Below are 21,499 nucleotides of genomic sequence, written 5' to 3' on the forward strand. Positions count from 1 at the left end.
ATGAGACCTGAATTACGAACGCTTCATCATGTCGAAGAAGTCGTCATTAGTCTTGGTCATCGCCAGCTTGTTAATGAGGAATTCCATGGCATCAATTTCACCCATCGGATGGATGATTTTGCGCAGGATCCACATTTTCTGCAGCTCTTCCTGGGTGGTGAGCAGCTCTTCTTTACGGGTACCGGAACGGTTGTAGTCGATAGCCGGGAAGACGCGTTTTTCAGCAATCTTACGAGAGAGATGCAGTTCCATGTTGCCGGTACCTTTAAACTCTTCGTAGATAACTTCATCCATTTTAGAGCCAGTATCGATCAGCGCAGTCGCGATGATGGTCAGGCTACCGCCCTCTTCCACGTTACGCGCCGCACCGAAGAAACGCTTCGGACGATGCAAGGCGTTGGCATCAACACCACCGGTCAAAACTTTACCGGAAGCCGGAACCACGGTGTTGTAAGCACGCGCCAGACGGGTGATGGAATCGAGCAGAATGATAACGTCTTTCTTGTGTTCAACCAGACGTTTCGCCTTCTCGATAACCATTTCCGCAACCTGAACGTGGCGGGAGGCTGGTTCGTCAAAGGTAGACGCAACCACTTCACCTTTCACCAGACGCTGCATCTCGGTAACTTCTTCCGGACGTTCGTCAATCAGCAGCACCATCAGCACGCAGTCCGGATGGTTGTAAGCAATGCTCTGCGCGATGTTCTGCAGCAGCATGGTTTTACCTGCTTTCGGCGGAGCAACAATCAGACCACGTTGGCCACGACCGATCGGTGATGCCAGATCCAGTACACGCGCCGTTAAGTCTTCAGTAGAACCGTTACCACGTTCCATACGCAGACGAGAGTTTGCGTGCAGCGGTGTTAAGTTCTCAAAGAGGATTTTGTTACGGGCGTTTTCTGGTTTGTCGTAGTTAACTTCGTTAACTTTCAACAGCGCAAAGTAGCGTTCACCTTCTTTCGGCGGGCGAATCTTACCAGAGATGGTATCACCAGTGCGGAGGTTGAAACGGCGGATTTGGCTGGGAGAAACGTAGATGTCATCAGGACCGGCGAGGTAGGAGCTGTCTGCAGAACGGAGGAAACCAAATCCATCCTGCAATATCTCCAGCACACCGTCACCAAAGATATCTTCGCCACTCTTTGCGTGCTGCTTCAGGATGGCAAAAATAATGTCCTGCTTGCGCATACGAGCCAGGTTTTCAAGGCCCATATTTTCGCCGAGAGTGATCAGCTCAGAAACCGGCGTATTCTTTAATTCGGTAAGATTCATAATGGTGTGAGTTCTTAAACTTGGGGTAAATCTCGAACTTAATGTTGTGAATGGTATGGCAGGGTCATCCATGCCTGTTTACGGCCATCAACTCATGTCTGTTCGCTGTCTGGTCACAGGAAAGTACGCAGAACTGAAACGACAAGACGGATTGAGTGACAAGCCAGGAATCTGTCCACTTCTCGCGCGAGAAACAACGGGAAGTATTGGATATAACTAGATTCAAACTTAATAAGGTATGTTTAATACGAAGTCAACACTAACTTAGCACGACTCAAGTCGGGCGTCCAGTCATCCGAATCATTTCGAAGTATGGTCGCCCGATCATGAGACTTCCTTACGCTAAATTAGCGTCGAGGAATTCTTTCAACTGACCTTTGGATAGTGCGCCGACTTTAGTCGCCGCAACTTCGCCGTTTTTAAACAGCAGCAGGGTCGGGATGCCACGGATACCATACTTCGGCGCGGTGCCTGGGTTTTGGTCAATGTTCAGTTTAGCAACCGTCAATTTGCCCTGATATTCGTCAGCGATTTCATCCAGAATTGGAGCGATCATTTTGCACGGACCGCACCACTCTGCCCAGAAATCAACGAGGATAGCTCCGTCCGCTTTGAGTACATCCGTGTCAAAACTGTCGTCAGTCAGGTGAATAATTTTATCGCTCATATTAACTCCACAGGAATAAGCCTGGTGCGTTGGTGTACTCTTAATCAACGACGTGTTGATGTAGCATTAACCAACTAAAGGTTGACTTTATTTCACCGGATACGCTTTCGTAAAGCAATAGTAAGCTGATATTCTACCACACTATGAGCAAAACACATTTAACAGAACAGAAGTTTTCCGACTTCGCCCTGCACCCAAAGGTGATAGAAGCCCTTGAAAATAAAGGCTTTCATAACTGCACGCCCATTCAGGCCCTCGCGCTGCCGCTAACGCTGGCAGGTCGTGATGTTGCAGGGCAGGCGCAAACCGGTACCGGAAAAACGATGGCGTTCCTGACGTCAACGTTTCATTATCTTCTCTCTCATCCCGCGATTGCCGATCGCAAGGTGAACCAACCGCGTGCGTTAATTATGGCGCCAACGCGTGAGTTAGCCGTGCAGATCCACGCTGACGCCGAGCCGCTGGCACAGACCACCGGTTTGAAATTAGGCCTGGCTTATGGCGGCGACGGTTACGACAAACAGCTGAAAGTGCTGGAAAGCGGCGTCGATATTCTTATCGGCACGACCGGTCGTCTCATCGACTATGCAAAACAGAACCACATTAACCTGGGCGCGATTCAGGTCGTGGTGCTGGATGAAGCCGATCGTATGTACGATCTGGGCTTTATCAAAGATATCCGTTGGCTGTTCCGTCGTATGCCGCCAACCACCCAACGTCTGAACATGCTGTTTTCTGCAACCCTCTCTTACCGCGTTCGCGAACTGGCGTTCGAACAGATGAATAACGCCGAGTACGTTGAAGTCGAACCAGAACAGAAGACAGGTCACCGTATTAAAGAAGAGCTCTTCTATCCTTCCAACGAAGAGAAAATGCGTTTACTGCAAACGCTGATTGAAGAAGAGTGGCCAGATCGCGCCATCGTCTTTGCTAACACCAAGCATCGTTGTGAAGATATCTGGGGTAGCCTTGCCGCTGACGGTCATCGCGTCGGTCTGTTGACCGGTGACGTGGCGCAGAAAAAACGTCTGCGTATCCTTGATGAGTTCACCCGTGGCGATCTCGACATTCTCGTTGCGACGGATGTCGCCGCGCGTGGTCTGCATATCCCAGCCGTAACGCACGTATTTAACTATGACCTGCCGGATGACTGTGAAGATTACGTTCACCGTATCGGTCGTACCGGTCGCGCCGGAGCAAGCGGTCACTCTATCAGCCTGGCCTGTGAAGAATACGCGCTGAATTTACCAGCAATCGAGACCTATATCGGTCACTCGATCCCGGTCAGCAAGTACAACCCGGATGCGCTGATGACCGATCTGCCGAAGCCGTTACGCTTAACGCGTCCGCGCACAGGCAATGGCCCACGCCGTACCGGTGGTGCTCCGCGTAATCGTCGTCGTTCAGGTTAACGTTAGATATGCTCACAACCACTTCGCTGTACGCCGCAATTGATTTAGGCTCGAATAGTTTTCATATGCTGGTTGTACGCGAGGTGGCGGGAAGCATTCAGACGCTCACGCGTATTAAACGCAAGGTGCGTCTGGCCGCTGGCCTCAACAGCGACAACGTTCTTTCCGCTGAAGCTATGGAGCGCGGCTGGCAATGCCTGCGCCTGTTTGCTGAACGCCTGCAGGATATCCCTCAGCCGCAAATCCGGGTGGTCGCCACGGCAACATTACGCATTGCGGTAAACGCCGATGAGTTTATCGCCAAAGCGCAAGAGATCCTCGGCTGCCCTGTCCAGGTCATCAGCGGTGAAGAAGAAGCGCGGCTGATTTATCAAGGTGTTGCCCACACCACCGGCGGCGCCGATCAGCGTCTGGTCGTTGATATTGGCGGTGCCAGCACTGAACTGGTTACCGGCTCCGGCGCGCAAACCACCTCACTGTTCAGCCTGTCAATGGGCTGCGTCACCTGGCTCGAAAGATATTTCACCAATCGTAATCTGGCTCAGGAAAACTTTGACGAAGCAGAGAAAGCGGCTCGCGAAGTTCTGCGCCCGGTCGCCGACAAACTGCGTTTTCATGGCTGGAAAGTTTGCGTTGGTGCCTCTGGCACCGTCCAGGCGTTACAGGAAATCATGATGGCGCAAGGCATGGATGAGCGCATTACGTTGGCCAAGCTTCAGCAGCTTAAACAGCGCGCCATTCATTGTGGTCGTCTGGAAGAGCTGGAAATAGAAGGGTTAACGCTCGAACGCGCACTGGTTTTTCCCAGCGGACTGGCCATTCTGATCGCCATTTTCACCGAACTGAATATTCAATGCATGACTCTGGCCGGCGGCGCACTACGCGAAGGTCTGGTCTACGGCATGCTGCACTTGCCAGTTGATCAGGACATTCGCAGCCGTACGCTGCGTAATATTCAGCGTCGATTTATGGTCGACACCGATCAGGCGAATCGCGTCACGCAATTGGCTGTACATTTACTCGAACAGGTGAAAGATGAGTGGCATCTTGAAGCTATTAGTCGTGAACTGCTGCAAAGTGCCTGTCAGTTGCATGAAATAGGACTGAGCGTAGAGTATAAGCAGGCGCCACTGCATGCCGCCTGGCTGGTACGTAATCTCGATCTCCCGGGCTTTACTCCCGCGCAGAAAAAACTGTTAGCCACGCTGTTGCTCAACCAAACTAATCCAGTCGATCTCTCTTCACTCCACCAGCAAAACGCTGTGCCACCACGCATCGCGGAGCACCTTTGCCGTTTGCTACGCCTGGCGATCATTTTCGCCGCTCGCCGTCGCGACGATTTAGTGCCACATATCACCCTGCAAGCTCAGGATGAGAATCTGACGTTAACGCTACCGGAAGGCTGGCTGGAACATCATCCATTAGGTACAGAGTTAATCGATCAGGAAATACAGTGGCAAAGTTATGTCCACTGGCCGCTGGAAGTGCATTAGATGCTGGCTGCCGGATAGCGCTTACGCTTATCCGGCCTACAAAAGATCTATCTCTCTTTGGCTTTCGCCATCATCGCCCGAATATTGGCAATGCTGGCCTGCCCTTTTTGCATCCGCTCCTCGGCACTCACCACTTTACGCTCCTGTTCCCAGATAACGTCATCTTGTGGTAGTTCCAACAGGAAACGGCTCGGTTCAGGTCGTACCAGTTCACCGTACTGACGGCGCTCTTTACACAGCGTGAAGATAAGTTCTTTCTGCGCACGCGTAATCCCGACGTAAGCCAGACGACGCTCTTCGTCGATGTTATCTTCATCGATGCTGCTCTGGTGCGGCAAAAATCCTTCTTCCATTCCCACCATAAATACGTACGGGAACTCCAGTCCTTTTGAAGCATGCAGCGTCATCAACTGCACCTGATCCAACTCCTCTTCGCTCTCTCCGCGCTCCATCATGTCGCGCAGGGTAAAGCGGGTTACGACCTGAGTCAGGGTCATTGGCTCTTCCAGCTCACTACCTTCCAGCATCTCCGTCATCCAGCTGAACAGCGTGTTGACGTTTTTCATGCGCATTTCGGCCGCTTTCGGGCTCGGCGAGGTTTCATACAGCCAGGATTCGTAATCAATGCCGTGGATCAGATCGCGTACGGCGGCAACCGGCTCGCGCTCCGCCAGACGTTGAATTTCACCCAGCCAGTGCGTAAAGCGGGTCAGAGAATCATATCCACGCCCGGTTAGCGTCTGGCTAAGTCCCATATCAAAGCTAGCGGTAAACAGGCTTTTATTACGCGTCATCGCCCATTCCCCCAACTTTTGCAGCGTGGCCGGACCGATTTCACGCTTTGGCGTATTTACGATGCGCAAAAATGCACTGTCATCATCCGGGTTGCTGAGCACGCGCAGATAGGCCAGCAAATCTTTAATCTCCGGACGCGAGAAGAACGACGTCCCGCCGGAAATTTTGTACGGGATGCGGTTTTGCATCAGAAACTTTTCGAACACTCGCGACTGATGATTACCGCGATACAGGATGGCGTAGTCTTTATACTGCGTCTTGTTCACAAAGTGATGGGCAATCAGTTCCCCGGTCACGCGTTCTGCTTCGTGCTCTTCATTATTCGCACTCAACACCTTCAGCTCAGCGCCGTAGCCCAGCTCAGAAAAGAGCCGTTTTTCAAAGACGTGTGGGTTGTTAGCAATAAGGATGTTCGCCGCCTTCAGGATACGCCCTGATGAGCGATAGTTTTGCTCCAGCTTCACCACCTGCAGCGCCGGAAAATCTTTGCTTAACAGTACCAGGTTCTGCGGACGTGCACCGCGCCAGGAGTAGATCGACTGATCGTCATCACCCACGACGGTAAAGCGCGCGCGTTTCCCCACCAGCAACTTCACCAACTCGTACTGGCTGGTGTTGGTATCCTGATATTCATCCACCAGCAGGTAGCGGATTCGATTTTGCCAACGCTCACGTACTTCTTCATTGCGCTGCAACAGCAGCGTGGGGAGCAGGATCAGATCGTCAAAATCGAGGACGTTACACGCCTTCATATGCGCGTCATACAGACCATAGCAGTGGGCAAAAATACGATCGCGTTCACCCTTTGCACTGGCTGCCGCCTGCGCTGGGGTCATCAGATCGTTTTTCCAGTTGGAGATCGTTGAAATCAATTGTTGAAGGATAAGCTTATCGTCTTCAATTAGCCCTTCGGTCAATTCCTTAAGCAGGGCCACCTGGTCAGTATCATCAAACAACGAGAAGTTCGACTTCATCCCCAGCGCGGCGTATTCACGCTTAATGACATCCAGTCCCAGAGTGTGGAAAGTAGAGATCATCAACCCGCGCGCTTCTTTACGACCCAACGTTTGCGCCACACGCTCTTTCATCTCGCGCGCAGCCTTATTGGTAAAGGTTACTGCCGCAATATGTCGTGCCTGATAGCCACATTCACGGATCAGATGTGCGATTTTGTTAGTGATAACACGCGTCTTACCGGAACCCGCTCCCGCCAGCACCAGGCAAGGTCCGGTGACGAATTCGACGGCTTGTTGTTGTCCGGGGTTCAAACGCATAGAGGATTGCTCAATCTGTAAACACGGGGATGTGGATTGTAGCAGAAAGTGACGCCAGGGGGATCGGTCATAGCCCATCGCCGAAGACCATGGATTACATGCTACTATTGCGCCCTGATTTATCACTCAACTCAGAGCACAAACCATGGCAAAAACAGCATCAGCAGTGCATATCCTTGTTAAAGAAGAGAAACTGGCTCTCGATCTTCTGGAACAAATCAAAAATGGCGCCGATTTTGGTAAACTGGCGAAGAAACACTCTATCTGCCCGTCGGGCAAACGCGGCGGCGATTTAGGCGAATTCCGTCAGGGCCAGATGGTTCCGGCGTTTGATAAAGTGGTGTTCTCCTGCCCGGTGCTGGAGCCAACCGGCCCACTGCACACTCAGTTCGGTTACCACATCATTAAAGTGCTGTACCGTAACTAATAGAAAGCCCGGTGTGTTCAAACACCGGGCTTTTTTTGCCGAATGGCAGCCTCTTAGCCAGCTACAGCAATACGTTTCATATCAGTCATATAGCCACGCAGTTTCTGGCCCACTTTCTCGATAGCATGGCTGCGAATAGCATCGTTCACGTCGCGCAGTTGCGCGTTGTCTACAGCACCTTCGGCAATCGCTTTGCCCAGATCTCCGGTTTGCAGGGTGGTCATGAACTCTTTCAGCAGCGGTACGCACGCGTAAGAGAACAGGTAGTTACCGTATTCTGCGGTATCGGAAATGACTACGTTCATTTCGTACAGACGCTTACGGGCGATGGTGTTCGCGATCAGCGGCAGTTCGTGCAGTGATTCGTAGTAAGCTGACTCTTCGATGATGCCGGAATCCACCATGGTTTCAAACGCCAGCTCAACGCCAGCCTTCACCATCGCGATCATCAGCACGCCTTTATCGAAGTACTCCTGCTCGCCAATTTTACCTTCAAACTGCGGCGCGGTTTCGAACGCGGTTTTGCCGGTCTCTTCACGCCAGGTCAGCAGTTTCTTATCGTCGTTGGCCCAGTCAGCCATCATGCCTGAAGAGAATTCGCCGGAGATGATGTCATCCATGTGTTTCTGGAACAGCGGCGCCATGATCTCTTTCAGCTGTTCGGACAGCGCATAAGCACGCAGTTTCGCTGGGTTAGACAGACGATCCATCATCAGGGTGATACCGCCCTGCTTCAGCGCTTCGGTGATGGTTTCCCAGCCGAACTGAATCAGTTTTTCGGCGTAAGCCGGGTCAGTACCTTCTTCCACCAGCTTGTCGAAGCACAGCAGAGAGCCTGCCTGCAGCATACCGCACAGGATTGTCTGCTCGCCCATCAGGTCAGATTTCACTTCCGCAACGAAGGACGATTCCAGCACGCCCGCACGGTGACCGCCAGTGGCCGCAGCCCATGCTTTGGCAATCGCCATGCCTTCGCCTTTCGGATCGTTTTCCGGGTGAACGGCGATCAGGGTTGGAACACCAAAACCACGTTTGTACTCTTCACGCACTTCGGTACCCGGACACTTCGGCGCAACCATCACCACAGTGATATCTTTACGGATCTGCTCGCCCACTTCGACGATGTTGAAACCGTGGGAGTAGCCCAGCGCCGCGCCATCTTTCATCAGCGGCTGTACGGAACGTACAACGTCGGAGTGCTGTTTGTCCGGCGTCAGATTAACCACCAGATCTGCCTGCGGGATCAGTTCTTCATAAGTACCTACTTTGAAGCCATTTTCGGTCGCTTTGCGCCACGAAGCGCGCTTCTCAGCAATCGCTTCTTTACGCAGGGCGTAGGAGATATCCAGACCGGAGTCGCGCATGTTCAGGCCTTGGTTAAGCCCCTGAGCACCGCACCCGACGATGACCACTTTTTTACCCTGAAGGTAGCTTGCGCCATCGGCGAATTCGTCGCGACCCATAAAGCGACATTTGCCCAGCTGCGCCAGCTGCTGACGCAGGTTCAGTGTATTAAAGTAGTTAGCCATGGTGATACCTCGTGATGTTGTACTGTCTTATTGTTCGGTTCGCGTTTCAGCGAGAATGAACCCACATTACAACAGGAAATTTATTGCGGAAATTGATATATTCACAACATCACATTGCAATATCTGCAACGTAGAAAATCGGAGGCTCGTCCGTGGATTTACGCGATCTGAAAATGTTCCTGCATCTGGCGGAAAGCCGCCACTTTGGCCGCAGTGCGCGGGCGATGCACGTCAGCCCCTCCACACTCTCACGCCAGATCCAACGGCTGGAAGAAGATCTCGGCCAGGCGCTGTTTGTGCGCGATAACCGTACGGTCACGCTGACCGAAGCAGGCGAAGAGCTGCGAGTATTTGCCCAGCAGACGCTGTTGCAGTATCAACAATTGCGCCACACCCTCGATCAGCAGGGACCGTCGTTGTCGGGCGAGCTGCATATCTTCTGCTCGGTTACCGCCGCCTACAGCCACCTGCCGCCAATTCTCGACCGCTTTCGCGCCGAGCACCCCTCGGTTGAAATTAAGCTCACCACCGGCGATGCCGCTGATGCGATGGACAAAGTGGTCACCGGAGAGGCCGATCTGGCAATAGCGGGTAAGCCAGAGACGCTGCCCGGTGCTGTGGCATTCTCGATGCTGGAGAATTTAACGGTAGTGTTGATCGCACCAGCATTGCCTTGCCCGGTACGGAATCAGGTTTCGGTCGATAAGCCGGACTGGTCGACGGTGCCGTTTATCATGGCCGACCAGGGGCCGGTACGCCGCCGCATCGAACTGTGGTTCCGCCGTCACAAAATCAGCAACCCATCGATTTACGCCACGGTCGGGGGGCACGAAGCGATGGTCTCGATGGTGGCGCTGGGCTGCGGTGTGGCGCTGCTGCCGGAAGTGGTGCTGGAAAACAGCCCGGAGCCGGTACGGAATCGCGTGATGATTTTAGAACGCAGCGACGAAAAAACACCGTTCGAGCTGGGTGTCTGCGCACCGAAAAAACGGCTGCATGAGCCGCTGATCGACGCGTTCTGGAAGATTGTTCTGGAGCGTAAATCCGCCGAGTAGCGCCAGCATCAGGCCTAAAATCAGTGGTAGATTCAGTATTGGCACTCCTTTTCTGTATAATGTCCCGTGCCATAATAGATGTGGGGGGCTTGTTAACCATCACGTTTAGCAAGCCAGAACAGACGGTGTCATTGCGCACTTGACAGCGAAAATACAAACTTAATTAGCCATCATTATGATAATCAAACCAAAAATTCGTGGATTCATCTGTACAACGACCCATCCGACTGGCTGCAAAGTCAATGTGGAAAAACAGATCGATTATGTGAAGAAAAACGGGAAAATCGCTAACGGCCCTTCCCGCGTGCTGGTCATCGGTGCTTCCACCGGTTACGGTCTTGCTTCCAGAATTTCCGCCGCGTTTGGCAGCGGAGCCGCCACTATCGGCGTATTTTTCGAAAAACCAGGCACGGAAACCAAGCCAGGTTCCGCGGGCTGGTATAACTCTGCAGCCTTCGATGAGGCTGCAAAACGTGAAGGTCTGTATTCCAAAAGCATCAACGGCGACGCGTTCTCCGACGAGTGTCGCGACGAAGTTATCAAACTGATCAAAGAAGACCTGGGTCAGATTGACCTGGTGGTTTACTCACTGGCATCTCCGGTACGTAAAATGCCGAAAACCGGTGAAATCGTCCGTTCTGCGCTGAAGCCAATCGGTGAGGTTTATACCTCTAAAGCGATCGATACCAACAAAGATCAGATCATAACCGCCAGCATTGAGCCGGCAACCGAAGAAGAAGTTCAGAACACCGTCACCGTTATGGGCGGCGAAGACTGGGAACTGTGGATGGGCGCGCTGAGCGAAGCAGGCGTGCTGGCTGAAGGCGTGAAAACCGTTGCCTACTCCTACATCGGTACTGACCTGACCTGGCCAATCTACTGGCACGGCGCGCTGGGCAAAGCAAAAGAAGATCTCGACCGCGCGGCAGGCGCGCTGCGTAATCAACTGGCTCCGCTGAACGGTTCCGCTAACGTTGCTGTACTGAAATCCGTTATCACGCAGGCCTCTTCTGCGATTCCGGTGATGCCGCTGTACATCTCCATGGTCTTCAAGCTGATGAAAGAACAGGGCATTCATGAAGGCTGCATCGAGCAGATCAACCGTCTGATGACCACCAGCCTGTACGGCGATAAAGTGGCGCTTGATGACAACCAGCGTATCCGTATGGATGACTGGGAACTGCGTGAAGACATTCAGCAGGCATGCCGCGATCTGTGGCCGCTGATCACCACCGAAAACCTGGCGCAAAAAACGGACTATGCAGGATATAAGCAGGAATTCCTGAATCTGTTCGGGTTTGGTCTCGACGAAGTGGATTACGATGCGGATGTAAACACCGAAGTCGAATTCGAAGTCATCACGCTGTAATCTGCTGATACAGTTGCAAAAAGGGTTCATGTTTTTACATGAACCCTTTTTTAATGGCTGCCGCTAACCCGCCAGGAAGAACCTGAACGCCGGGTTATGCGTTTCATCGTGACAGTCATAACCCAGTTCGTTCAGTCGCGTTTCGAAATCAGGCTCGTGCTCACCCAACTCAAACGCCGCCAGTACGCGACCATAATCGGTTCCGTGGCTACGATAGTGGAACAATGAAATATTCCAGTGCGTCCCCAGGGTATGCAGGAATTTGAGCAACGCCCCCGGAGATTCCGGGAATTCGAAGCTGTACAGCCGCTCCTGCAAGGGTTTCGACGGGCGCCCACCGACCATGTAGCGCACGTGCAGCTTCGCCATTTCGTCGTCGGACAAATCCACCACGCTGTAGCCGCCCTCGTTAAGCAACTGGAGGATTTCCTTACGCTCTTCCAGCCCACGGCTCAGACGGACGCCAACAAAAATACAGGCGTCTTTCGCATCAGCAAATCGGTAGTTAAACTCGGTAACCGAGCGTCCTCCCAACAGCTGGCAAAACTTCAGGAAGCTGCCCTTTTCTTCCGGAATAGTTACTGCCAGCAACGCTTCGCGCTGTTCGCCCAGCTCGCAACGTTCGGAAACATAACGTAGGCCATGGAAGTTAACGTTAGCGCCGGAAAGGATATGCGCCAGACGTTCGCCGCGAATGTTGTGCTGGGCAATGTACTTTTTCATCCCCGCCAGCGCCAGCGCACCGGAAGGTTCCGCCACCGCGCGCACATCCTCGAACAGATCTTTCATTGCCGCGCAGATAGCGTCGCTATCGACAGTGATGATGTCGTCGAGATACTCCTGGCACAAACGGAAGGTTTCGTCGCCGATACGTTTCACCGCCACGCCTTCAGCAAAGAGGCCAACACGTGGAAGATCGACCGGTTGACCGGCATCCAGCGCCGCTTTCAGGCAGGCTGAGTCTTCAGCTTCAACGGCAATCACTTTGATCTGCGGCATCAGTTGTTTGATCAGCACCGCCACGCCTGCCGCTAATCCGCCACCGCCCACCGGCACGAATACACGATCAAGGTGGGCATCCTGCTGCAATAACTCCAGTGCCAGCGTGCCCTGCCCGGCAATCACCATCGGATGGTCGAACGGAGGAACCCAGGTAAAACCCTGCTGCTGCGACAGCTCAATCGCTTTGGCTTTGGCTTCATCAAAATTCGCGCCGTGTAACAGTACTTCACCACCGAAACCGCGAACGGCATCGACTTTGATATCAGCGGTAGCCGTAGGCATGACAATCAGCGCCTTCACGCCTAATCGCGCAGAAGAGAAAGCTACGCCCTGAGCATGATTACCTGCCGATGCGGTGATTACGCCATGCGCTTTTTGCTCTTCGGTCAGACCGGCCATCATGGCATAGGCACCGCGCAGCTTGAAGCTGTGAACGGGTTGACGGTCTTCGCGCTTCACCAGAATCACGTTATCGAGGCGCGAAGAGAGTTTTTCCATTTTTTGTAGCGGTGTGACCTGCGCCGCTTCGTATACCGGCGCACGCAGCACTGCTCTGAGATACTCGGCGCCTTCTGGAGCGCCGGAGAGGGGTTGAGAATCCGCCATGGTCATTATCCCCCTAGTTTCGACTTATCGCGCACCGCACCTTTGTCGGCGCTGGTTGCCAGGCTGGCGTAAGCGCGCAGCGCAAAGGAGACCTGACGCTGACGATCTTTTGGCGTCCAGGCTTTGTCACCACGAGCTTCTTGCGCTTCACGGCGCGCAGCGATTTCCGCATCGCTCAGTTGCAGTTGAATGCCACGATTCGGGATATCGATAGCAATCATGTCGCCATCTTCGATAATTGCGATATTACCGCCGCTGGCCGCTTCAGGAGAAACGTGACCAATGGAAAGCCCCGAAGTACCGCCAGAGAAACGACCGTCGGTAATCAGCGCGCAGGCCTTACCGAGACCCATCGATTTCAGGAAGGTGGTTGGGTAGAGCATTTCCTGCATGCCTGGCCCGCCCTTCGGCCCTTCGTAGCGAATCACCACCACGTCGCCGGCAACCACTTTACCGCCGAGGATAGCTTCAACCGCATCGTCCTGGCTTTCATACACTTTTGCCGGGCCGGTGAATTTCAGGATGCTGTCATCCACACCAGCAGTTTTTACGATACAGCCGTTTTCCGCGAAGTTACCGTACAAGACTGCCAGGCCGCCGTCTTTGCTGTAAGCATGTTCCAACGAGCGAATGCAACCTTCTGCGCGGTCATCATCCAGGGTGTCCCAACGACAATCCTGTGAGAACGCCTGGGTGGTACGGATGCCAGCCGGACCTGCGCGGAACATTTTTTTCACCGCGTCGTCTTTGGTCAGCATAACGTCATAACTATCGAGCGTTTGCGGCAGAGTCAGCCCCAGCACGTTTTTCACGTCGCGGTTCAGTAGCCCGGCGCGATCCAGCTCACCTAAAATGCCCAGTACGCCGCCCGCGCGGTGCACGTCTTCCATATGGTATTTCTGCGTACTCGGCGCAACTTTACACAGTTGCGGGACTTTGCGGGACAACTTATCAATATCACTCATGGTGAAGTCGATTTCCGCTTCCTGCGCGGCCGCCAGCAGGTGCAGAACGGTGTTGGTGGAGCCGCCCATCGCGATATCCAGCGTCATGGCGTTCTCAAACGCCGCCTTGCTGGCAATGTTGCGCGGCAGGGCTGAAGCGTCATCCTGCTCGTAGTAGCGTTTGGTCAGCTCAACGATGCGTTTACCTGCGTTGAGGAACAGCTCTTTACGGTCGGCGTGAGTCGCCAACAGCGAACCGTTACCCGGCTGCGACAGACCCAGCGCTTCGGTCAGACAGTTCATCGAGTTGGCGGTGAACATCCCGGAGCACGAGCCGCAGGTCGGACAGGCCGAACGTTCAACCTGCTCGCTCTGCGAGTCGGAGACTTTCGGGTCTGCGCCCTGAATCATCGCATCAACCAGATCAAGCTTGATGATTTGGTCAGAGAGCTTGGTTTTCCCGGCTTCCATTGGGCCGCCGGAAACAAAGATCACCGGAATATTCAGCCGCAGAGAGGCCATTAACATCCCGGGGGTGATTTTATCGCAGTTAGAGATGCAGACCATCGCATCGGCGCAGTGGGCGTTAACCATATATTCCACTGAATCGGCGATCAGCTCACGCGACGGCAGTGAATAAAGCATGCCGCCATGACCCATGGCGATACCATCATCTACGGCGATGGTGTTGAACTCTTTCGCCACGCCGCCTGAGGCTTCGATTTGTTCGGCAACCAGCTTACCGAGATCGCGCAGGTGGACGTGGCCCGGCACAAACTGGGTAAAGGAGTTCACCACAGCGATAATCGGTTTACCGAAGTCATCATCGGTCATCCCGGTGGCGCGCCACAGTGCGCGGGCACCCGCCATATTACGGCCGTGGGTGGTGGTAGCAGAACGATACTTAGGCATGCTTGATTAACTCCCGTCTGTCTTTCCCCTGCATATTTCACGCCGCAGGTGCGTTGGCTGCCTCGCTCCCCCCAGTCACCTACTAAAGTAAGCTCCTGGGGACTCGCTGCGTTGCCGTGTTCCTGCAACGTGAACTATTTTGGGGAAATATTAATTTTGTTATTGGTTTACTGAATCCAACCAGCCGTATTTATCTTCCGTTTCACCGGTGAAGAGGCCAAAGAAGGCCTGCTGGATGCGTTTGGTGACCGGACCGCAGCGGCCTTCGCCCACCTGAATACCATCGACGCTGCGTACTGGGGTGATTTCGGCCGCGGTACCGGACATGAACACTTCGTCGGCCAGGTACAGCGATTCACGAGACAGCACCTGCTCACGCACTTCGATATCGAGATCTTTCGCCAGCTTAATGATCGCGTCACGGGTGATACCCGGCAGCGCGGAAGAGGTAAACGGCGGGGTAAACAGAATGCCGTCTTTTACTTCAAACAGGTTTTCGCCCGCGCCTTCGGAGATGTAGCCATTCACATCCAGCGCAATGCCTTCCTGGTAGCCATGACGACGCGCTTCACTACCCACCAGCAGCGAAGACAGATAGTTACCACCTGCTTTAGCAGCGGTAGGAATCGTGTTCGGCGCAACGCGGTTCCAGGAAGAAACCATCGCGTCGATCCCCTGCTCCAGCGCTTCAGCACCGAGGTAAGCCCCCCATGGGAACGCGGCGATTATCACATCAGTGGTGTATCCCGCAGGCGGGTTAACGCCCATCCCTACGTCGCCAACAAACACCAGCGGACGGATATAGGCGCTGGTCAGGTTGTTTTTACGAATCACCTCACGGCAAGCTTCCATCAGCTCATCAACGCTCTGAGAAACGGGAAAACGATAGATCTTGGCTGAATCACGCAGACGCTGCATATGTTCGCGATGACGGAACACTACCGGCCCTTTGTGAGAATCGTAGCAACGGATCCCTTCAAATACAGAAGTACCGTAGTGCAGCGCGTGGGACATCACGTGGACCTTCGCGTCTTCCCAACGAATCATCTCGCCATTAGACCAAATGTAATCAGCTTTTTTCGTCGTCATTTTTCTTCCTTTTGCGCTCAGGCGCGGATTTGTTGTGATGTGGTTGTGCTCTGGCAGATAGCAACATGTGCAACATCTACCAGTTTACTTAACTGACTAAACAGTAAGTCGACCGACCGGGGGCTGGCAACGGTCAATTCGATATTTATATTCTGCGCATCGCTGGCGGCTTCCATATTCATGGAGCACACCTGAAAACCACGATGGCGTACCACGCGTAAAACACGTTCTAACGTTTCCGGATTGAAACGAGCCTCAACGGCGACCTGATGTTGCATCATGATAATTTCTCCAGCATTTCTGAGTTACTGGCGCCAGGTGGCACCAGAGGCCAGACATTCTCAAGTTCGTCGATTGAGACATGAAGCAAGTATGGCCCCTCGCTGTTCAGCATGGTGTCGAGTGCCGCTTCAACCTGGTCTTTACGGGTGATGTGTTGACCAGGAATGCCGAAGGCTCTGGCCAACATGAGGAAATCGGGGTTATCGGTAAGGGTGGTTTCGCTATAACGTTCCTGGAAAAACAGCTGCTGCCATTGTCGCACCATGCCTAACCGCTGGTTGTCGAGTAAAACTATCTTCAGCGGCAACTGCTTGCGTTTTACGGTGCCCAATTCCTGTACATTCATCATGAAGGAACCGTCACCGGAGATACAGATTACCGTATCATTCGGGCGAGCAACCTGCGCGCCAACCGCTGCTGGCAGGCCAAAGCCCATCGTCCCCAGACCGCTCGACGTGATGAAATTTTCAGGGCGAGTGTAGGTCATATGCTGTGCCGACCACATCTGATGCTGGCCAACATCCGTTGTCACTACGCTATCCGCAGGTTTGCGATCGGATAACTGCTTTAACAACAGTGGCGCATAGATAGCTTCCCCCGGATGGTCGTAGCGCCAGGTATGTTCTGCGCGCAGTTCAGCGCTGTGCTGACGCCATTCGTCAATCTTCATCAATTGCTGTAATGCTGGCAGAAGAGAATTTAAATCCCCCTGCAGCGCCACGTGTGCCTGGCGCAGTTTGTTCATTTCCGCTGGGTCGATATCCATGTGGATTACGCTGGCGTTCGGTGCGAAGGTATTCAGCTTGCCAGTCACCCGGTCATCAAAACGTGCGCCAACCGCAATCAGTAAATCGCACTCTTGCACCGCGAAATTCGCGGCTTTAGTACCGTGCATTCCCAACATGCCCAAATAGTACGGGTAGTCAGCATTTACTGCGCCCAGACCTTTCAGCGTGCAGGCGACCGGCATTTGGGTTATCGCGATAAATTCACGCAGGGCCGGGACCGCCTGCGCCATACCTACGCCACCACCTACGTACAGGATGGGTTTTTGTGCCTGCGCCAGCATATTACGTGCCTGCTCAACGTCAGCGTGCGGAAACGTCTCTACGTTTTCGACGGTCGTAAAATATGGCTCCAGCGTACCGCTGGCTAATTGGATGTCTTTCGGGATATCAACCAGAACCGGACCCGGACGACCGGAATTCGCCACGGCGAAAGCCTCAGCCATGATACGCGGCAGTTCTTCGAGTGACTGTACCAGGAAGCTGTGTTTGGTGCAGGACAGAGACATCCCCAGCACGTCCACTTCCTGGAACGCATCCGTTCCGATGAAAGGTGATGCCACCTGACCGGTGATCGCCACCACTGGAACAGAATCTAACAGCGCATCGGCAAGGCCCGTGATCAGGTTGGTTGCGCCAGGGCCGGAAGTAGCGATACAAACGCCGGTTTTACCGGTCGCACGGGCATAGCCAATCGCCGCCATTGCGGCACCCTGCTCGTGTCGGCACAACAGGTGCTCTACGCCGCCGTCATACAACGCATCGTAAACCGGCATAATTGCGCCACCAGGATAACCAAAGACGGTTTGAACCCCTTGTGCACGCAACGCATGTACCACCCACTGTGCCCCATTCATAGTTACATCCCCGCCGTAAATCTTGAGAAACAGAATTTTATGCTACCGTTCACTTTCTGCTCCTCGTGTATGTTTTTAAGGTCAAAAAAAACCCCCGGACCTTTCGGTGCGGGGGTCTTAGTTCGTTAAGGCTTGTTTTCTAAGCCTTTCCTCGTCCAAGTGCAGCCCCGCACGGTGGGATAATAATCACCACCACGCTAATCACGACCAGGCTAATCACTCGTAGAAGGGCTGTCATTTTTGTATTTTCTTGCATCTTGTTCGAAGGAATACCTAAAGAGTTACCATAGAATTTGCAAATGACACAAGATATTTTTTTATTCGTTTTTCTGACGTCGTTAACGGTTTAGATAAATACCGTTGTTTTTTATACAAAAAAATCAAAAATGAAAATATTTCACGCTTCAGGCGATCCTCGGTAACCCGATCCCCAATACAAACACCATTCAAAAGCATTTGCGGGCGTCATTCCAGGCTTAATGCAAGCAATTATACGTTGCGCAAAAATACGAGAATCAGCATCTAAAAACCGTAATTATGTGAAATCTTGCCGCGATGTATTACGACATAATACTTTTATCAGGAGGAATTATGTCACTATCGATTGTTCACACACGCGCCGCGCTAGGCGTGAATGCGCCAGCCATTACCATCGAGGTACATATCAGCAACGGCCTGCCTGGTTTAACCATGGTGGGGCTGCCCGAAACGACGGTGAAAGAGGCTCGCGATCGGGTACGCAGTGCGATTATTAATAGCGGTTATGAATTCCCAGCAAAGAAAATAACTATAAACCTCGCTCCGGCCGATCTCCCGAAAGAAGGGGGGCGATATGATTTACCTATCGCTGTTGCGCTTCTGGCCGCTTCTGAGCAGCTTACACCCCACAATCTCGACACCTACGAGCTGGTAGGTGAATTAGCGCTTACAGGCGCGCTACGCGGCGTTCCCGGCGCGATATCAAGCGCAACCGAGGCCATTCGTGCAGGCAGGCGAATTATTGTCGCAAAAGAGAATGCCGCTGAAGTTGGACTGATACACGGCGAAGGGTGCCTGATCGCCGATCACCTGCAGACCGTATGCGCATTTCTCGAAGGTAAGCATGATTTAGACAGGCCATCATCCGCAGATTTTACGCCTAACGCATTAGCTGATGATCTGAGCGATGTTATCGGCCAGGAACAGGGTAAACGCGGGCTGGAGCTTACCGCAGCAGGCGGCCACAATCTCTTGCTCATCGGCCCGCCGGGTACGGGAAAGACTATGCTAGCCAGTCGACTCAGAGGGCTGCTCCCTCCACTTAGCAACGATGAAGCGCTGGAAAGTGCCGCGATACTCAGTCTGATCCATTCCGACACGATACAAAAACAGTGGAAGCAGCGCCCTTTTCGCTCGCCACATCACAGTGCTTCATTAACCGCCATGGTCGGTGGAGGCTCTATTCCTGCGCCAGGAGAGATCTCTTTGGCGCACAACGGCATACTGTTTCTGGATGAACTACCCGAGTTTGAGCGGCGCACGCTGGATGCACTGCGCGAACCCATCGAGTCCGGGCAGATCCATCTATCCCGCACCAGAGCAAAAATAACCTATCCCGCACGCTTTCAACTCATAGCTGCGATGAATCCAAGCCCGACGGGCCATTATCAGGGGAACCATAACCGCTGTACCCCAGAACAGACACTGCGCTACCTAAATCGATTGTCAGGTCCATTTCTTGACCGCTTCGACCTCTCCCTCGAAATTCCCTTACCGCCGCCCGGTATACTCAGCCAGAGCGCGATGAAAGGGGAAAATAGCGCAACGGTGAAGCAACGTGTTATGGCAGCGCGAGAGCGTCAGTATCAGCGGCAAAATAAGTTAAACGCACATCTGGACAGTCAGGATATTCATAAATACTGCCTACTGCGTAGCGACGATGCACAGTGGCTTGAAGAAACGCTCGCGCATCTCGGATTGTCTATCCGCGCCTGGCTGCGCCTGATTAAGGTCGCTCGAACGATTGCGGATATCGAACAATGTGATCACATCTCTCGCCAGCATTTACAGGAGGCCGTTGGGTACCGAGCGATAGACAGGTTACTCATTCATCTGCAGAAACTACTGACATAAAAAAAGGGCTTTCGCCCTTTTTTTATTAATCATCTGATTCGGTGTAGTCTTCTGCGCCTTCCACCTGAGGTTTCCCACCCGATAAGGTGTGGAAGCGTTTTGGACGCTTAATACGCGTCATGTATTTAGACCACACACGTTCAGCTTCGGTAACCGGCTCACGTTCACCACGGCATACCGCAACAAACAGTTTTTCTTCTTCAGTTACCGGCTCACGCTTGCCCAGATCCAGCTCGTTGAAAGCATAACCGTGACGCTCAAGCAGTTGTGCTTCTTTAATGGTGAAATCACCATGACGGGAGAATCCGCGGGGATAATATTTATTATCGAAATATCGATTAGTCGTCGTAAAGCTTTCCGCCATCCTGCACGCTCCTAATTCTTTGGCCGAGCTATTTATGGCGCGGAGTATTAGTTACGCTTGACAGAGCGTCAAACAAAAGATTTAAATCATAACGACAAATAATTTTATGGAGCGAGTTGTGGATACGGAATTGTTAAAAACTTTCCTGGAAGTTAGCCGGACACGCCACTTTGGCAGGGCTGCTGAAGCGCTCTACCTGACCCAATCAGCGGTTAGTTTCCGGATCAGACAACTGGAAAATCAATTGGGTGTAAACCTGTTCACCCGACACAGAAACAATATCCGTTTAACCGCTGCAGGTGAAAAATTATTGCCTTACGCCGAAACGTTGATGAATACGTGGCAGGCAGCACGTAAGGAAGTCGCGAATACCTCGCGGCATAACGAGTTTTCTATCGGTGCCAGCGCATCTCTCTGGGAGTGCATGCTTAATGACTGGTTGAAGCGTTTGTATCAATCTCAGGAGCCACAATCCAGCCTGCAGTTTGAAGCGAGGATCGCTCAACGCCAATCGTTAGTAAAACAGCTTCATGAACGACAGCTTGATCTACTGATTACTACCGAAACACCCAAAATGGACGAATTTAGCAGCCAACTGTTGGGATATTTCACGCTGGCGCTCTATTGCAGCTCTCCTTCGCAAACCAAAGATGAGCTGAATTATTTACGCCTGGAATGGGGACCCGATTTTCAACAACACGAAGCGGGACTAATAGCGGGAGATGAAGTGCCGGTACTCACCACCAGTTCGGCAGAATTGGCCAGGCAGCAACTTTCAGTGATTAAGGGCTTTAGCTGGCTTCCCGTCAACTGGGCCAAAACCAAAAGCGATCTCCATACGGTTACCGACAGTACAACGCTTTCACGTCCTTTATATGCAGTTTGGCTGCAAAACAGCGATAAAAATGGACTAATTTGCGATCTGCTGAGAACAGATATTCTGGAAAATTAAAGAAAATATAGGCAAGGATGCCGGGAGTAAAACAGCAGGAAGGCATAATTCAAATTGCAAGTAAAAAAAAATCCTTAGCAAAAATGCTAAGGATTGTTTCTGGCAGGGGCGGAGAGACTCGAACTCGCGACACCCGGTTTTGGAGACCGGTGCTCTACCAACTGAGCTACGCCCCTAAATTTTCTTATCATTAAGCCTGCTTGGTAGCAGGCTTAATTTTCTAATAAGTGGCGGAACGGACGGGACTCGAACCCGCGACCCCCTGCGTGACAGGCAGGTATTCTAACCAACTGAACTACCG

19 protein-coding genes and 1 tRNA gene are annotated in these 21,499 nt (G+C 52.8%); 7 read left to right on the plus strand and 13 right to left on the minus strand.

What is annotated here, in order from left to right; translation table 11 throughout:
- Nucleotides 1-12 precede the first annotated feature (12 nt).
- The 3 genes from rho to trxA form a co-directional block, all read right to left on the minus strand.
- Nucleotides 13-1,272 (minus strand): transcription termination factor Rho, encoded by a 1,260-nt coding sequence (gene rho / locus OGW44_RS06070; protein WP_002437993.1) that lies wholly within the window; start codon nt 1,270-1,272, stop codon nt 13-15.
- Between the two features lie 87 nt (nt 1,273-1,359).
- On the minus strand, nt 1,360-1,479 hold the full coding sequence (locus tag OGW44_RS06075) for a rho operon leader peptide (RefSeq protein WP_049259789.1): 120 nt from the start codon (nt 1,477-1,479) through the stop codon (nt 1,360-1,362).
- 130 nt (nt 1,480-1,609) lie between these two features.
- The gene (gene trxA, locus OGW44_RS06080) at nt 1,610-1,939 is read right to left on the minus strand and encodes a thioredoxin TrxA (RefSeq protein ID WP_001280776.1); all 330 of its coding nucleotides are present in this window, start codon (nt 1,937-1,939) and stop codon (nt 1,610-1,612) included.
- A gap of 143 nt (nt 1,940-2,082) precedes the next feature.
- Between trxA and rhlB the strand changes: the two genes are divergently transcribed.
- Together rhlB and gppA are read left to right on the plus strand one after the other, a co-directional pair.
- Nucleotides 2,083-3,351, plus strand: a complete 1,269-nt coding sequence (gene rhlB / locus OGW44_RS06085) for an ATP-dependent RNA helicase RhlB (RefSeq protein WP_003829013.1) — start codon at nt 2,083-2,085, stop codon at nt 3,349-3,351.
- Between the two features lie 8 nt (nt 3,352-3,359).
- Entirely contained in the window at nt 3,360-4,844 is a 1,485-nt protein-coding gene (gene gppA / locus OGW44_RS06090; RefSeq protein WP_016157837.1) for a guanosine-5'-triphosphate,3'-diphosphate diphosphatase, read from the plus strand.
- Nucleotides 4,845-4,891: 47 nt separating this feature from the next.
- Here the strand turns inward: gppA and rep are convergent, their stop codons facing one another.
- Nucleotides 4,892-6,913, minus strand: a complete 2,022-nt coding sequence (gene rep, locus OGW44_RS06095) for a DNA helicase Rep (RefSeq protein ID WP_185655119.1) — start codon at nt 6,911-6,913, stop codon at nt 4,892-4,894.
- A gap of 145 nt (nt 6,914-7,058) precedes the next feature.
- Here rep and ppiC point away from each other — a divergent pair, with 145 nt between their 5' ends.
- Nucleotides 7,059-7,340 carry a peptidylprolyl isomerase PpiC gene (gene ppiC, locus OGW44_RS06100; protein ID WP_016155104.1) on the plus strand — a complete coding sequence of 94 codons (282 nt, stop codon included), beginning with the start codon at nt 7,059-7,061 and terminating at the stop codon, nt 7,338-7,340.
- A 53-nt stretch (nt 7,341-7,393) separates the two neighbouring features.
- Here the strand turns inward: ppiC and ilvC are convergent, their stop codons facing one another.
- On the minus strand, nt 7,394-8,869 hold the full coding sequence (gene ilvC, locus OGW44_RS06105; RefSeq protein WP_003844614.1) for a ketol-acid reductoisomerase: 1,476 nt from the start codon (nt 8,867-8,869) through the stop codon (nt 7,394-7,396).
- A gap of 152 nt (nt 8,870-9,021) precedes the next feature.
- On the opposite strand from ilvC, the gene ilvY reads away from it, so the two are divergent.
- Both ilvY and fabV read left to right on the plus strand, forming a co-directional pair.
- On the plus strand, nt 9,022-9,924 hold the full coding sequence (ilvY, locus tag OGW44_RS06110) for an HTH-type transcriptional activator IlvY (RefSeq protein WP_016155102.1): 903 nt from the start codon (nt 9,022-9,024) through the stop codon (nt 9,922-9,924).
- Nucleotides 9,925-10,099: 175 nt separating this feature from the next.
- A complete protein-coding gene (fabV, locus tag OGW44_RS06115) occupies nt 10,100-11,293 on the plus strand; it encodes an enoyl-ACP reductase FabV (RefSeq protein WP_094761727.1) in 1,194 nt (397 codons plus the stop codon).
- A gap of 63 nt (nt 11,294-11,356) precedes the next feature.
- On the opposite strand, the gene ilvA is transcribed toward fabV, so the two are convergent.
- From ilvA to ilvL, 6 genes are all read right to left on the minus strand, one after another.
- Entirely contained in the window at nt 11,357-12,901 is a 1,545-nt protein-coding gene (gene ilvA, locus OGW44_RS06120) for a threonine ammonia-lyase, biosynthetic (RefSeq protein WP_016157833.1), read from the minus strand.
- Between the two features lie 5 nt (nt 12,902-12,906).
- Entirely contained in the window at nt 12,907-14,757 is a 1,851-nt protein-coding gene (gene ilvD, locus OGW44_RS06125) for a dihydroxy-acid dehydratase (RefSeq protein ID WP_016157832.1), read from the minus strand.
- A 159-nt stretch (nt 14,758-14,916) separates the two neighbouring features.
- On the minus strand, nt 14,917-15,846 hold the full coding sequence (locus OGW44_RS06130) for a branched-chain amino acid transaminase (protein WP_003829030.1): 930 nt from the start codon (nt 15,844-15,846) through the stop codon (nt 14,917-14,919).
- A 17-nt stretch (nt 15,847-15,863) separates the two neighbouring features.
- Nucleotides 15,864-16,127 (minus strand): acetolactate synthase 2 small subunit, encoded by a 264-nt coding sequence (gene ilvM, locus OGW44_RS06135; RefSeq protein ID WP_003018017.1) that lies wholly within the window; start codon nt 16,125-16,127, stop codon nt 15,864-15,866.
- Complete coding sequence (gene ilvG / locus OGW44_RS06140; RefSeq protein ID WP_137380383.1) at nt 16,124-17,770, minus strand: acetolactate synthase 2 catalytic subunit; 1,647 nt, start codon at nt 17,768-17,770, stop codon at nt 16,124-16,126. Before ilvG ends, ilvM begins: the two co-directional genes overlap by 4 nt.
- 139 nt (nt 17,771-17,909) lie before the next feature.
- Nucleotides 17,910-18,008, minus strand: coding sequence for an ilv operon leader peptide (ilvL, locus tag OGW44_RS06145; protein WP_001311244.1), 99 nt, complete (start codon nt 18,006-18,008; stop codon nt 17,910-17,912).
- Between the two features lie 353 nt (nt 18,009-18,361).
- Between ilvL and OGW44_RS06150 the strand changes: the two genes are divergently transcribed.
- Nucleotides 18,362-19,882: a YifB family Mg chelatase-like AAA ATPase gene (locus OGW44_RS06150; protein ID WP_046274875.1), complete on the plus strand. Its 1,521-nt coding sequence runs from the start codon at nt 18,362-18,364 to the stop codon at nt 19,880-19,882.
- Between the two features lie 25 nt (nt 19,883-19,907).
- Here the strand turns inward: OGW44_RS06150 and maoP are convergent, their stop codons facing one another.
- Nucleotides 19,908-20,246, minus strand: coding sequence for a macrodomain Ori organization protein MaoP (gene maoP, locus OGW44_RS06155; RefSeq protein ID WP_003018025.1), 339 nt, complete (start codon nt 20,244-20,246; stop codon nt 19,908-19,910).
- Between the two features lie 106 nt (nt 20,247-20,352).
- Between maoP and hdfR the strand changes: the two genes are divergently transcribed.
- The gene (gene hdfR / locus OGW44_RS06160; protein WP_087121878.1) at nt 20,353-21,198 is read left to right on the plus strand and encodes an HTH-type transcriptional regulator HdfR; all 846 of its coding nucleotides are present in this window, start codon (nt 20,353-20,355) and stop codon (nt 21,196-21,198) included.
- Between the two features lie 100 nt (nt 21,199-21,298).
- Here hdfR and OGW44_RS06165 read toward each other — a convergent pair.
- Nucleotides 21,299-21,374 (minus strand) — tRNA-Trp (locus tag OGW44_RS06165).
- Between the last annotated feature and the right edge of the window lie 125 nt (nt 21,375-21,499).

This window comes from Citrobacter sp. Cb023, from assembly GCF_030336805.1.
In the GTDB taxonomy this organism is placed as follows: domain Bacteria; phylum Pseudomonadota; class Gammaproteobacteria; order Enterobacterales; family Enterobacteriaceae; genus Citrobacter; species Citrobacter braakii.

Excerpts from the sequence above, each read along its gene's own strand:
- rhlB (WP_003829013.1), top strand. The coding sequence starts at position 2,083 with ATGAGCAAAACACATTTAACAGAACAGAAGTTTTCCGACTTCGCCCTG.
- gppA (WP_016157837.1), top strand. The coding sequence starts at position 3,360 with ATGCTCACAACCACTTCGCTGTACGCCGCAATTGATTTAGGCTCGAAT.
- ilvC (WP_003844614.1), bottom strand. The coding sequence starts at position 8,869 with ATGGCTAACTACTTTAATACACTGAACCTGCGTCAGCAGCTGGCGCAG.
- ilvD (WP_016157832.1), bottom strand. The coding sequence starts at position 14,757 with ATGCCTAAGTATCGTTCTGCTACCACCACCCACGGCCGTAATATGGCG.
- ilvG (WP_137380383.1), bottom strand. The coding sequence starts at position 17,770 with ATGAATGGGGCACAGTGGGTGGTACATGCGTTGCGTGCACAAGGGGTT.
- hdfR (WP_087121878.1), top strand. The coding sequence starts at position 20,353 with ATGGAGCGAGTTGTGGATACGGAATTGTTAAAAACTTTCCTGGAAGTT.
- OGW44_RS06150 (WP_046274875.1), top strand. The coding sequence starts at position 18,362 with ATGTCACTATCGATTGTTCACACACGCGCCGCGCTAGGCGTGAATGCG.
- ilvL (WP_001311244.1), bottom strand. The coding sequence starts at position 18,008 with ATGACAGCCCTTCTACGAGTGATTAGCCTGGTCGTGATTAGCGTGGTG.
- ppiC (WP_016155104.1), top strand. The coding sequence starts at position 7,059 with ATGGCAAAAACAGCATCAGCAGTGCATATCCTTGTTAAAGAAGAGAAA.
- OGW44_RS06130 (WP_003829030.1), bottom strand. The coding sequence starts at position 15,846 with ATGACGACGAAAAAAGCTGATTACATTTGGTCTAATGGCGAGATGATT.
- fabV (WP_094761727.1), top strand. The coding sequence starts at position 10,100 with ATGATAATCAAACCAAAAATTCGTGGATTCATCTGTACAACGACCCAT.
- ilvA (WP_016157833.1), bottom strand. The coding sequence starts at position 12,901 with ATGGCGGATTCTCAACCCCTCTCCGGCGCTCCAGAAGGCGCCGAGTAT.
- rho (WP_002437993.1), bottom strand. The coding sequence starts at position 1,272 with ATGAATCTTACCGAATTAAAGAATACGCCGGTTTCTGAGCTGATCACT.
- maoP (WP_003018025.1), bottom strand. The coding sequence starts at position 20,246 with ATGGCGGAAAGCTTTACGACGACTAATCGATATTTCGATAATAAATAT.
- trxA (WP_001280776.1), bottom strand. The coding sequence starts at position 1,939 with ATGAGCGATAAAATTATTCACCTGACTGACGACAGTTTTGACACGGAT.
- ilvM (WP_003018017.1), bottom strand. The coding sequence starts at position 16,127 with ATGATGCAACATCAGGTCGCCGTTGAGGCTCGTTTCAATCCGGAAACG.
- rep (WP_185655119.1), bottom strand. The coding sequence starts at position 6,913 with ATGCGTTTGAACCCCGGACAACAACAAGCCGTCGAATTCGTCACCGGA.